The organism is Stenotrophomonas rhizophila (assembly GCF_007667275.1).
GTDB classification, from domain to species: domain Bacteria; phylum Pseudomonadota; class Gammaproteobacteria; order Xanthomonadales; family Xanthomonadaceae; genus Stenotrophomonas; species Stenotrophomonas maltophilia_AE.
Window position 1 is genome coordinate 1,164,909 of the sequence record NZ_VDQT01000001.1, and the last position, 12,869, is coordinate 1,177,777.

A 12,869-nucleotide genomic window follows, 5' to 3' on the forward strand; every position below is an offset into this window, starting at 1 on the left:
GCCGCCACGCAGGGCGTGGCGCTACGGTTGCGCAGCCGGGGTGGCAGTGTCGCCGCCCAGGCTGCGCGACAGGAACGCCAGCAGGCGGGTGTAGTACTCACGCCGGTGCGCCGGCGTGTAGAAACCGTGCCCCTCGCTGGCGAAGTACAGGCTCTCGACCGGGGTGCCGGCACGCTTGAGTGCCGCCTCCATGCGTTTGGTGTGCTGTATCGGGGCGCGCTTGTCCTCGCCGCCCGCGGCCAGGAACACCGGCACGCGCACCTGTGCGGCCAGGTTCACCGGCGAATGCGCCGCCACCACCTCCGCCGGCCCCAGCCAGTCGCGCAGATAGGTCACTCCGGAACGGTCATCCTGGATGTCGCCGCGCTGGTACATCAGCGGCAGGTCATAGATGCCCACGTACCCGGCCGCACACTGGTACAGCCCGGGTTCGCGCACCGCTCCCATCATCGCCGCGTAGGCACCATAGCTGGCCCCGTAGATGCAGATACGCCTGGCATCGGCAATGCCCTGGGCGATCGCCCAGCGCGTGGCGTCGGTGACGTCGTCCTGCATGCGCAGGCCCCACTGATGCTTGCCGGCCACGGTGTGTGCGCGTCCGTAGTTGGACGACCCGCGGAAGTTCACCTGCAGCACCGCGTAACCGGCCGCTGCCAGCAGCTGTGTTTCATGCTCATAGGCGCCCTCGTCAAACACGCCGATGGGTCCGCCATGCGGCAGCACCACCAGCGGCAGCTGGCGTGCTTCCCTGCCGTGCGGAACGGTCAGGAACCCGTGCAGTGGCAGGCCGTCACGCGCGGCCAGCGCGATCGGGCGCACCTGCGCACTCTGGCCGGGGTCGATCCAGCTGCTGCGGCTGGCCAGCAGCGAGGCCTTCTTCTGCACCGTGTCGTAGCGATAGAAGTCGCCCGGGTTGCTGCCCGACCAGGTCTGCACCAGCACGGTGCGGCCATCGCGGGTGCTCGAGGTGATGTACACCGGCCCCTTCAGCGCCGCCTGCAGCGTGCGGTACATCCGTGCGGTGCTCGAAGTGTCGTCGAAGAAGCGCGCGCGCGGCACGTCGCCGAAGTACAACGCACCGACCGGAATGCCCGTGCCCGGCTGGTAGATGATCCGGCCGGGGTCGACCACCGCGTCGCGCAACAGCGGCTGCCGTTCGTTGGTCTGCGGGTTCCAGCTCACGATCGCATCAGGGCCTTCGGTCTGCTCTACCCACAGGTAGGCAAGGCTGCCGTCGGCAGAGAAACCCAGTGGCTTTTCAACCCGGTGGCTGACCGACTCGTCGTTGATCAGCACCCAGTCCTCGCCACGCTGCGCGCGGTAGTACAGCTTGGGTACGTTGTCCGAACCGGCACCCAGCGCGAAGCGCACCTCGCCGGTGTTGTCGGTGGTGAAGTCCGCGCGCTGTACCGGCGAGCGGGCCACGATCACGCGCCGTCCGGTGACCGCGTCCATGCGCTCGACCCGGGTGAACGGGTTTTCGGCGAACGGCCACACCGCGACCAGGACGTTGCGGTCGTCGCCAGGCAGCTCATCGGTGAGATAGGCAGCGACCTGCGATTCGTTGAAGCCCCCTACCCGGTAGCCCACCAGCAGTTCGCCGGCCTTGCCGTCGGCATTGATGCCATACAGTTCGCCGGTGGCGCGCGGGCGGTCCAGCCGTCCCAGCTTCTGCGCCAACCCGATCACCAACCGTTCGTTGCTGACCCAGTCGAAGCTGCCGGCATGATTGTGCCGCGGGGGACGGAACGAGCCCACCATCGACATGTCGGCGCTGCGCAGGATCGCCACCGCCGTGGCGTCTTCCAGCGGCACGGTAGCGGCCACATAGGTGCCGTCGGGGGAGATCTTGATCGTGTTGAACGATTCTTCGCGCAGGAAGCGGTCCAGTTCGACCGCGCCCGCGTGTGCCGACAGCACAGCACAGGCCGCGCCAAGCAGCGCGGCCATGATTGAAGTACGCATCCTTCCCCCCCTGGGTCCCGGACACCCTGTCCGGGTCGCCGATTCTAGGCAGAAGCCCCGGGAAAAAGAACGTGCGCCGGGTCAGGGCGAGGCCGCAGCCGCGCCACCGGCGGTCTTTCCGCCCAGGTTGGCGGCAAGGAACGCCAGCAGCCGGGTGTAGTACTCGCGGCGGTGCGGGTCGGTGTAGAAGCCGTGGCCTTCGGTGGGGTAATACAGCGATTCCACCGGTACGCCGGCCTTCTGCAGCGCTGCTTCCATCCGCCGGGTGTGCTGGATGGGCGCGCGTTCGTCTTCGCCACCGGCGGCCAGGAACACCGGCACCTTGATCCGCTCGGCCAGGTTCACCGGCGAGACCTCGGCCAGCTGCTTCGGGTCGCCCAGCCATTCCTTCAGATAGGTGCTGCCCGAGCCACTGCGCTGGATGTCGCCGGTGGTGTGCATCATCGGCAGGTCGTACACGCCCACGTATCCGGCCGCGCAGCGGTACAGGCCGGGTTCGCGGGCCGCCCCCATCATCGCCGCGTAGGCGCCATAGCTGGCACCGTAGATGCAGACTTTCGACGCATCGGCATGGCCCTGGGCGATCGCCCAGCGGGTAGCATCGGTCAGGTCGTCCTGCATGGCCGCGCCCCACTGCTTCGCACCGGCGCTCCGATAGGCGCGACCGAAGTTTCCGGAACCGCGGAAGTTCAGCTGCAGCACCGCGTAGCCCGCGTCGGCGAGCATCTGCGCCTCTGCGTTGTAGCTGCCATCGTCGAATACACCGAACGGGCCGCCATGCGGCATCACCACCATGGGCGGCCGGGTGCCGGCACCGGGCGGCACGGTGAGGTAGCCATTCAGCGCCATGCCGTCGCGTGCCTTGAATGCGAAAGGCTGCACCACGGCGCGACGCTGCGGGTCGATCCAGCTGCTGCGGCTGATCAGGTGGTCGGCCGACTTGGCCACGGTGTCGAAGACGTAGAAGTCGCCGGGATTGCGGCCGGACCAGGTCTGCACGAGTACTTGGCGCCCGTCGCGCGTGCTGGAGGTGATCAGCACGGCTTCGCCGGCGAACGCCGCTTCCAGGCTGCGGTACAGGCGTGCATCGGCCGATGCTTCATCGAAGAACCGGGTCCGCGGCTTTTCGCCCAGGTACAGCGCCCCCACCGGAACCCGGGTGCCGGGGCGGTACAGGAGCTGGTCCGGGTCGACCAGCGGATCGCGCAGCAGGGTCGCCCGCGCGTCCGTGGCGGGGTCCCAGCTTACGATGGTGTCGGGGCCGTCGTTCTGCTGCACCTGAAGGTAGGCGATGCTGCCATCTTCGGAGAAGCCGAGCGCGGTCTCGATGCGCTTGGACACCGCCTCGTCGTTGACCAGCTTCCAGCCTTCGCCGCTGGCGTCGCGGTAATAGAGTTTGTTGACGTTGTCGACGCCGGCGCCATGGGCGAAGCGGATCCGCCCGGCCGGGTCGCTGACGAACCCGGCATTGCGTACCGGCGAGCGTGCCACCGTCTGCCGGCGGCCGCTGGTGATGTCCAGGCGGTCCACGCGCGTGAACGGGTCGCTGGAGAACGGCCACACCGACACCAGTACGTTGCGCTCCTCCTGCGGCATCGAGTCGATCAGGAAGGCGGCGACCGCCTCGACCTTCTTGGGCTGGATGCGCGTCCCCGGACCGTTGCTCTCCACGCGGTAACCCACCAGCAGTTCGCCGCGGCCGGAACTGGCGCTGAGCGCATACAGCTCACCGGTGGGCTGGGGCTTGTCCAGCGACCCGAACTTCTCGGCCAGGCCGATCAATACGCGGTCGTCGCTGGCCCAGTAGAAGGTGCTCGCATGGTTGTTCTTCGGCGGTACGAACGAGCCGACCACCTTGCCACCCTCGCGGGCGAGGATCGCCAACGCGGTGCGGTCCTCCATGGGAACGGTGGCCGCGTAGTACTGGCCGCCCGGCGACAACTTGATGTCGTTGAACGTGTCGCGCTTGAGATACTGCTCCAGGTCCAGCCCTGCCGCGGCCGCCTGTGCAACCGGCCCGCACAGCAGGACCATGACGACCCACGCCGCCCACTTCGAATGACGCATCCTTCTCTCTCCGTCCGGACACCCTGTCCGTGAGCGGCGATTCTAGGCGTATCGCATCAGCGCGCGCCAGTTACGACACGCGACGTCGCTTTGCTGCCGAAAAAGAAAATGGCACCGCGAACGGTGCCATTTAGACGTGCATTGACGGAGAGAGAGAAAGATCAATGCACGCCGCGGAACGCCAGGCTCAGGGCCAGGATGGAGAGGATCACGGCGATGGTGCCGTCGAGGATCCGCCAGGTTTTCGGTTTGGTGAACAACGGCGCCAGCATCCGCGCGCCGAGGCCCTGCGCGGTCAGCCACAGGCAGCTGGCGGTGACCACGCCGGCGGCGAAGGCCATGCGCGCGTTGCCGAAGTTGTCGGCGATGGAGCCGATCACCATCATGTCCAGCCAGAAATGCGGGTTGATCAGCGAGAAGCCGACCGCAGCGGTCAGCACCGCGCGGCGCGAGCTGTTGTCGCTGTCGTCCACCTGCATGCCGCCGGTACCGGCCAGCGCGCGGCGCGCCGACTGCCAGGCGTACCAGGCCAGGAAGGTGACGCCGCCCCACAGCACTACGGTGGTCAGCCACGGCAGCGCGCGGGTCAGCGTGCTCAGCCCGGCCACGCTGGCGAAGATGAAGATCGCATCGATCGCCGCACAGGTCGCCACCACCGGCACGATGTGCCTGCGCAGGATGCCCTGGCGCAGGATGAAGGCGCTCTGCGCGCCGACCACGGCGAACAGGCCGATGCCGGCGGCGGCGCCACTGAACCACGCGGCCAGACCGGGGCCGCCGGAAATGATAGAGAACATGGGTTGCTACCTGTCTTGCGGGGGAGCGGTGCCTCGCCAAGGCGTACAGCACCGGATGGCGCGTATTGTCGCGCCGCAACATGAAAAAGTAGAGCTAAACTTACTTAACCATCTTTAGCGGAACTTAAGACCATGCGCATCGACCATGCCCAGCTGCGTGCCCTGGCGGCGGTGATCCGCGAAGGCAGCTTCGAGCGCGCCGCGCAGTCGCTCAATGTCACCGCTTCGGCCGTCTCGCAGCGGGTCAAGGCGCTGGAAGACCGCGTGGGCCGGCTGCTGGTCAAGCGCGCCTCGCCGGCGGTGGCCACGCCGGAAGGCCAGGTGCTGGTGCAGCTGGCCGAGCAGACCGCGCTGCTGGAACACGACGCCCTGCACCGGATGGGCATCGCCGACGAGGACCTGCCGCATGCCAGCATCCCGGTGGCGGTCAACCACGACAGCCTGGAGACCTGGTTCACCGATGCCGAGCTGCGCTTCGCCGGGCAGACCGGCACCACCCTGGACCTGCGCCTGGAAGACCAGGACCATACCGTGGCCCTGCTGCGCCAGGGCGCGGTGCTGGGCGCGGTGACCACGCTGGACGAACCGGTGCAGGGCTGCCAGATCCATCCGCTGGGCAGCATCCGCTACGCCGCCACCTGCACCCCGGCCTTCCATGCGCGCTATTTCGGCAAGGGGGTCAACGCGCAGTCGCTGGCCCAGGCCCCGGTGCTGGTGTTCAACCGCAAGGACGACATGCAGGCGCGTTTTGCCCGCCGGCTGGCCGGCGAAGACCTGCCGATGACCGCGCCGACCTGGTGGATCCCATCCACGCGTGCCTTCGTGCAGGCCAACCTGGGCGGGCTGGGCTGGACCATGAATCCCCTGCCGCTGGTGAAGCGGCACCTGGAGGCGGGGCGGCTGGTGTTGATGAAGCAGCGCGCGTGGGAAGACGTGCCGCTGTACTGGCAGCACTGGAAGGGCGACGTGCAGACCATGGCCTTGTTGACCCAGGCGGTGCTGGCCGCATCGGCAACGCTGGTCCGCCGCAAACGGTAGGTACCCACCGTTGGTGCGTACGCATCCGGGTGCGGCGGACCCAGTGCCGACCAACGGTCGGCACCTACCGGGCGCATCTGGCAGGATCGGGGCAACCAACGCTGGGGCGTTCCATGGAATCGGATCCGGTCTACCTGCATATCCGCGTCGTGCTCAGCATCATCCTGGGCCTGAGCATCACCACCCTGGTGAAGGGGCTGGCCTCGATCATCGAACACCCGGCCCGGCGCGGCGGCTGGTCCGGCATCCACCTGTGCTGGGTGCTGTGGACGCTGGTGTCGGTGGTGACCTTCTGGTGGTGGGAATTCCGCCTGGCCGAAGTGCGGCAGTGGACCTTCGGCCTGTACCTGTTCGTGATCGGCTACTGCGCCAGCTGGTACATGCTGTGCGTGCTGCTGTTCCCCGACGACCTGCGCGAATACGGCAGCTACGAGCAATACCTGCTGCAGCGCCGCGCCGGCTTCTTCGGCATGCTGGCGCTGGTGACCCTGCTTGACCTGGGCGACACCGCGATCAAGGGCCACAGCCGCTGGCAGATGCTGGGCGAGGCGTATCCGGTGCATACCGGGGTAATGCTGGTGATCGGCGGAGTGGGTATCGCCAGCCGCTCGCGACCGGTGCATCTGGGATTGGGGATCCTGGCCTTGGTGTACCAGTGCGGGTACTTCCTGGCGGAGTACTTCACGATGGGAGCGGATTGATCGGGGCAGCCACGCAGGGCGTGGCTCTACACCGGCCCGATCGTATCGAGGACGGCGACCAGACGGTGGTAAACGCTCGCGGGAATGCTGCGTTGCACCAAATCCGTACCGGAAAGGGCTAAAATCGGGGTCTGGATGCGCCAAGAGCTTGTTTCTTCACGTTTCTTCCCCGAAGCGTCGTCATCCTGCCCCCATCTCACCAAAGAAGAGAACTCCCATGACGACACCGTCTGGAACGACGTCGGACGTCGCAGCGCAACGTTCCGCAGCCGGCCCCGCCAAGCCGCGCCGGCGCCGCACGGTTGCCAAGACCCTCCTCGCCCTGTTCGCCCTGCTGCTGATCGCAGCGGCCCTGTTCCTGTTCTGGCCGCTGCACCAGCGCTCGGTCCCGGCAGCCGCGAATGACAAGCCGGTCGACGTCGTGCTGGTTGGCGGCGGCATCATGAGCATCACCCTGGCCACCTTCCTGCAGGAACTGCAGCCGGACTGGAACATCCAGGTGTTCGAACGCCTGGACGGCGTGGCCCTGGAAAGCTCGGACGGCTGGAACAACGCCGGCACCGGCCATTCGGCGTTCGCCGAACTCAACTACACCCCGGAACTGCCGGACGGCAGCATCGAGACCAAGCGCGCGGTCGGCATTGCCGAGCAGTTCGAGATCTCGCGCCAGTTCTGGTCGCACCAGGTCAAGGAAGGCCGCCTGAGCCAGCCGTCGGACTTCATCAACCCCACCCCGCACATGAGCTTCGTCTGGGGCGATGACAACATCGCCTACCTGCACAAGCGCCAGCAGGCGCTGGTCCGCAACCCGCTGTTCTACGGCATGCAGTACTCCGAAGACCCCGCGCAGATCAAAGCCTGGGCACCGCTGCTGATGGAGGGCCGCGACCCGAACCAGAAGGTCGCCGCGACCTGGATGCCGCTGGGCACCGACGTCAATTTCGGCGTGATCACCCGCCAGCTCACCGCCGGCCTGCAGCGCAACCCGAACTTCAGCCTGCACCTGGAACACGAAGTCCGCGCCCTGCGCCAGAACGATGACAAGACCTGGAACGTCACCGTCAAGGACCTCAAGGCCGGCACCGAATCCACCCTCAAGTCGCGCTTCGTCTTCATCGGCGCTGGTGGCGCCGCACTCAAGCTGCTGCAGCTCTCGGGCATTCCCGAATCGAAGAACTACGCCGGCTTCCCGGTCGGTGGCCAGTTCCTTGCCTTCCAGGCCCCGGAAATCGCCAACCGCCACAGCGTCAAGGCCTACGGCATGGCCGAAACCGGCTCCCCGCCGATGTCCGTGCCGCACCTGGACGCGCGCAAGCTCGACGGCAAGCCGGTGGTCCTGTTCGGGCCGTTCGCCCTGTACAGCACCAAGTTCCTCAAGCACGGCTCGTGGTTCGACCTGTATTCCTCGGTCAACCACAACAACGTCGCCGGCATGCTCGACGTGGGCCTGGAAAACCTGGACCTGGTGAAGTACCTGATGGGCCAGGCCCGCCTCAACGACGACGACCGCCAGGCCGAACTGGTCAAGTACTTCCCCACCGCCAAGCGTGAAGACTGGACCCTGGTCACCGCCGGCCAGCGTGTGCAGATCATCAAGCGCGACCCGGAAAAGGGCGCGGTGCTGCAGTTCGGCACCGAGATCGTCACCGACCAGGACCACACCCTGGCCGCCCTGCTCGGCGCCTCCCCCGGCGCCTCGACCTCGCCGCCGATCATGCTCGACCTGCTCAAGAAAGCCTTCCCCGAGCAGATGGCCGCCGGCTGGGAAGCGCGCCTGAAGGAAATCGTGCCGTCCTATGGGCGCAAGCTCAACGACAGCGCCGCGCTGACCAACGAGATCCGCCGCCAGACCAGCGACACCCTGCGCCTGCCGTTCCTGGACGTGCCGGCCGAGACCAGCCCGGCGGTGATGATGACCCCGCCCCCGGCAGCGCCGGTGGAGAAGCGTAATAAGGATGAGGAGTTGCAGGCGTTGTAAGCATGCAGCGAAGGGCAGCGGGGCAGAGCCCCGCTCTACAAAAAACCGGCTTCGGCCGGTTTTTTTTTTGCTTTCCCTGCCGCCATCGGAGTGTGTCGGGCGGGCGGGTCGGTGTGGGGTAGCGGGGCCTTGAGCAGCAGGAGCTGCGAAGAGCTCCATGGATGGATTCACGCGTGCCCCGCTACCCCACACCGACCCGCCCGCCCTCGCGACAGCAAGGAGACGCCACCGCTCCACCCCCGCGTTAAATTATTGTAATTAGAATACGAACGATTTACATTTGCGTCCCGTTGTGCACCCCCACCTGCCGCTGAGACCGCGTATGTCCTTCCGTTCCGTGCCCCCCGCTTCCGTCCGCCGTGCCCCGCTGGGCGTGGCACTGCTTGCCGCGCTGTCGCTGGCCTCGCCGCTGGCCCTCGCCGACAGCCTCGACGCCGCCAACGACGCCAAGACCCTGGACAAAGTGAACGTGGTCAGCACCCAGCGCGCCCCGTCCAGCACCACCCGCCTGCCGATCAGCCTGCAGGAAACGCCCCAGTCCTCCACCGTCCTGGGCCTCGACCGCCTGCAGGACGAAGCGCTGTTCAGCATCAACGACGTCCTGCGCAATGTCACCGGCGTCAGCGTCTCCTTCTACGACACCCAGCGCCCCCTGTACTACGCGCGCGGCTTCGCCATCACCGACTTCCAGGTCGACGGCATCCCCACCTACAGCGGCTCCACCAACCAGGAATACGACACCGCCTTCTACGACCGCATCGAAGTCATCCGCGGCGCCAACGGCCTGCTCAGCGGCGCCGGCATTCCCTCCGCCACCGTCAACCTGCTGCGCAAGCGCCCCGGCAAGGACTTCGACGCCTCCTTCGCCGTCAGCGCCGGCAGCTGGGACTTCCGCCGCATGGAAGCCGACGTCAACGCCCCGCTGACCGCCGACGGCCGCTTCCGCAGCCGCGTCGTCGCCGCCTACACCGACCGCGAGCTGTATTACGACCGCTACAAGGAAGACAAGATGGCCGGCATGGCCGTCCTCGAAGGCGACCTCACCGACAGCACCACCCTGAGCGTCGGCTACCAGACCCAGGACAACAACCCGGTCGGCTCCACCTGGGGCACCGTCCCGTTCTTCGACAGCCAGGGCAATTTTGCCCACCTCCCGCGCGAAACCAACCTCTCGCCCAAGTGGAGCTACTGGCAGCGCGAAACCAGCACCGCCTTCGCCAACCTCGAACAGCGCTTCGGCGAAAACTGGCTGCTCAAGATCAACACCGCCTACACCCGCGGCAACGTCCAGAACGTCCGCCTGTACGGCACCGGCAACCCCGACCCCGTCACCGGCGCCGGCATCTTCCTGCGCGCCGCCGCCGGCGACTCCGAAGACACCCGCCGCAACGTCGACGCCTACCTCAGCGGCACCTTCCCCCTGTTCGGCCGCGACCACGACCTCACCGTCGGCGCACAGTGGGCCGACCTGGAAAGCACCACCAACACCATCGCCCTGAGCTACCCCACCGACTGGGCACGCTGCGGCACCGAGCGCTGCTACTACATCCCCAACGTGTATGGCTGGAACGGCGACATCTCCGAAGTCACCTATACCCGCACCGGCGCCCGCCGCGTCGCCCACACCACCCAGAGCGGCTTCTACCTCGCCACCCGCCTGCGCCTGGCCGACCCGCTGTCGCTGATCGCGGGCGCCCGCCTCAGCCGCTGGGAGACCCTGACCCGCGCCTACAACGCCGCCGGCGCCTATACCGCCACCAGCGGCGCCTACAAGGTCAGCGACGAAGTTACCCCCTATGTCGGCCTGGTCTACGACATCACCCCGAACGTGTCCGCCTACGCCAGCTACACCGAAATCTTCAACCCGCAGAACTTCAAGGACCGCAACGAAAACCTGCTGGCCCCGGTGCAGGGTTCCAACCTCGAAGCCGGCGTCAAGACCCAGTGGTTCGACGGCCGCCTGACCGCCAACGCCGCCTTGTTCGAAGCCAAGCAGGACAACTACGCCGTGCGCGACATGAGCGTGCCCGACAACTCGCTCAGCGACGGCAGCTCCGCCTACATCGGCGTCAACGGCACCAAGGCGCGTGGCTGGGAAATGGACATCAACGGCGAAGTGATGCCGGGCTGGACCGTCAATGCCGGCTTCACCCACGTCAAGGTGACCCGCGCTCCCACCGACATGCTCTACGCCAACCCGCCCGAAGACCTGCTGCAGCTGAACACCAGCGTACGGCTGCCCGGCGTGCTCGACAGGCTGACCGTCGGTGGCGGTTTCTCCTGGCAGAGCGAAGTGGAGGGCTACAACATCCCCTACCCGCTGGGTGGCACCCGCACCGTGAAGCAGCCGGCCTACATGCTGGTCAACCTGCACGCCAACTACGCCATCAACGACAGCTGGACCGCCTCGCTGAACGTGCGCAACGCCTTGGACAAGACCTACTGGGCGAACCTGGATTACAACAACTACGGCGAGCCGCGGTTTGTTTCGGCCAGCCTGCGCTGGAAGTTCTGACCCGGGGCGGGGAAAGGTCCGGAAACGTCCGGAACGGTAGCGATATCCGCACGACGCAAAAACAGGGTCCGCCGTCAGGCGGGCCCTTTTTTGTTGCGGTGCGGGTTGCAACCGGTTTCGTAATTATGGCGTAATTACCGAAACGCCCTTCGGAACCCCGCCATGACCCCCACCTGGGACACCCGGCAACGCGGTCGCCACGCCCGGCTTGAACGGGCCGCCCCCTTCGCGCACGGCCGCAGCGTTGCCGCCGGGGACGTCGGCGACCTGCTGCACGCGCTGCTCGAACCCGGCGACAAGGTCTGCCTGGAAGGCAACAACCAGAAGCAGGCCGACTTCCTCGCCCAATGCCTGGCCGAGCTCGACCCGGCCCGCGTCCACGACCTGCACATGGTGCAGTCGGTGCTCTCGCTGCCCTCGCACCTGGACGTGTTCGAACGCGGCATCGCCTCGAAGCTGGATTTCTCCTTCTCCGGCCCGCAATCAGTGCGGCTGGCCAACCTGGTCGCCGAAGGGCGCATCCAGATCGGCGCCATCCACACCTACCTGGAACTTTTCGGCCGCTACTTCATCGACCTGACCCCCCAGGTCGCGCTGGTGGCCGCGCAGGCCGCCGACCGCCACGGCAACCTCTACACCGGCCCCAATACCGAAGACACCCCGGTGATCGTCGAAGCCACCGCCTTCGGCGGCGGCATCGTCATCGCCCAGGTCAACGAGATCGTCGACACCCTGCCGCGTGTCGACATTCCCGCGGACTGGGTCAACTTCGTGGTGCAGGCCCCGCGCCCGAACCACATCGAACCGCTGTTCACCCGCGACCCGGCGCAGATCTCCGAGATCCAGGTGCTGATGGCGATGATGGCAATCAAAGGCATCTACGCCGAGTACGGGGTCAACCGGCTCAACCACGGCATCGGCTTCGACACCGCCGCGATCGAACTGCTGCTGCCCACCTACGCCGAATCCTTGGGCCTGAAAGGAAAGATCGGCCAGCACTGGGCGCTCAACCCGCACCCGGCACTGATTCCGGCGATCGAATCGGGCTTCGTCAAATCGGTGCACTCGTTCGGCTCCGAGCTGGGCATGGAGCAGTACATCGCCGCACGCAGCGATGTGTTCTTCACCGGCGCCGACGGCACCATGCGTTCCAACCGCGCCTTCTCGCAGACCGCCGGGCTGTACGCCTGCGACATGTTCATCGGCTCCACCCTGCAGATCGACCTGCAGGGCAACAGCTCCACTGCCACCCGCGACCGCATCGCCGGCTTCGGCGGCGCCCCGAACATGGGCTCGGATGCACGCGGCCGCCGCCACGCCAGCCCGGCCTGGCTCAAGGCCGGCCAGCAGGCCGCGCGCCCTGGCGACATGCCGCGCGGACGCAAGCTGGTGGTGCAGATGGTGGAGACATTCCGCGAACACATGGCCCCGGCCTTCGTCGACCGCCTGGATGCCTGGGAGCTGGCAGAGCGCGCCGCCATGCCGCTGCCACCGGTGATGATCTACGGCGACGACGTCAGCCACGTGCTCACCGAGGAAGGCATCGCCAACCTGCTGCTGTGCCGAAGCCCCGAGGAGCGCGAACAGGCGATCCGCGGCGTGGCCGGCTACACCACCGTCGGCCTGGGACGCGACCGCGCCATGGTCGAGAACCTGCGCGACCGTGGCGTGATCCAGCGTCCCGACGACCTCGGCATCCACATGCGCGACGCCAGCCGCGACCTGCTCGCCGCGCGGTCGGTGAAGGACCTCGTGCGCTGGTCCGGCGGCCTGTACGACCCGCCCAAGCGCTTCCGCAACTGGTAAGG

At 67.1% G+C, this 12,869-nt stretch carries 8 protein-coding genes; 5 read left to right on the forward strand and 3 right to left on the reverse strand.

Going from position 1 to position 12,869, the window contains the following annotated elements; all coding sequences use genetic code 11:
- Nucleotides 1–21: 21 nt before the first annotated feature.
- The 3 genes from FSZ13_RS05030 to FSZ13_RS05040 all read right to left on the reverse strand — a co-directional run bounded on the left by FSZ13_RS05030 (nucleotide 22) and on the right by FSZ13_RS05040 (nucleotide 4,829).
- On the reverse strand, nucleotides 22–1,965 hold the full coding sequence (locus FSZ13_RS05030; protein WP_145478286.1) for an alpha/beta hydrolase family protein: 1,944 nt from the start codon (nucleotides 1,963–1,965) through the stop codon (nucleotides 22–24).
- An 81-nt stretch (nucleotides 1,966–2,046) separates the two neighbouring features.
- A complete protein-coding gene (locus FSZ13_RS05035; protein WP_145478287.1) occupies nucleotides 2,047–4,032 on the reverse strand; it encodes a prolyl oligopeptidase family serine peptidase in 1,986 nt (661 codons plus the stop codon).
- Nucleotides 4,033–4,193: 161 nt separating this feature from the next.
- Nucleotides 4,194–4,829, reverse strand: coding sequence for a LysE/ArgO family amino acid transporter (locus FSZ13_RS05040; RefSeq protein ID WP_145478288.1), 636 nt, complete (start codon nucleotides 4,827–4,829; stop codon nucleotides 4,194–4,196).
- A 132-nt stretch (nucleotides 4,830–4,961) separates the two neighbouring features.
- Here FSZ13_RS05040 and FSZ13_RS05045 point away from each other — a divergent pair, with 132 nt between their 5' ends.
- From FSZ13_RS05045 to mdcA, 5 genes are all read left to right on the forward strand, one after another.
- Nucleotides 4,962–5,867, forward strand: a complete 906-nt coding sequence (locus FSZ13_RS05045) for a LysR family transcriptional regulator ArgP (RefSeq protein ID WP_145478289.1) — start codon at nucleotides 4,962–4,964, stop codon at nucleotides 5,865–5,867.
- Nucleotides 5,868–5,980: 113 nt separating this feature from the next.
- Entirely contained in the window at nucleotides 5,981–6,568 is a 588-nt protein-coding gene (locus tag FSZ13_RS05050) for a hypothetical protein (RefSeq protein WP_145478290.1), read from the forward strand.
- 217 nt (nucleotides 6,569–6,785) lie between these two features.
- Nucleotides 6,786–8,546: a malate dehydrogenase (quinone) gene (mqo, locus tag FSZ13_RS05055; RefSeq protein ID WP_260844084.1), complete on the forward strand. Its 1,761-nt coding sequence runs from the start codon at nucleotides 6,786–6,788 to the stop codon at nucleotides 8,544–8,546.
- 322 nt (nucleotides 8,547–8,868) lie between these two features.
- Complete coding sequence (locus FSZ13_RS05060; RefSeq protein WP_145478291.1) at nucleotides 8,869–11,061, forward strand: TonB-dependent siderophore receptor; 2,193 nt, start codon at nucleotides 8,869–8,871, stop codon at nucleotides 11,059–11,061.
- A 162-nt stretch (nucleotides 11,062–11,223) separates the two neighbouring features.
- Nucleotides 11,224–12,867: a malonate decarboxylase subunit alpha gene (gene mdcA, locus FSZ13_RS05065; RefSeq protein ID WP_145478292.1), complete on the forward strand. Its 1,644-nt coding sequence runs from the start codon at nucleotides 11,224–11,226 to the stop codon at nucleotides 12,865–12,867.
- The last annotated feature ends 2 nt before the right edge of the window (nucleotides 12,868–12,869 follow it).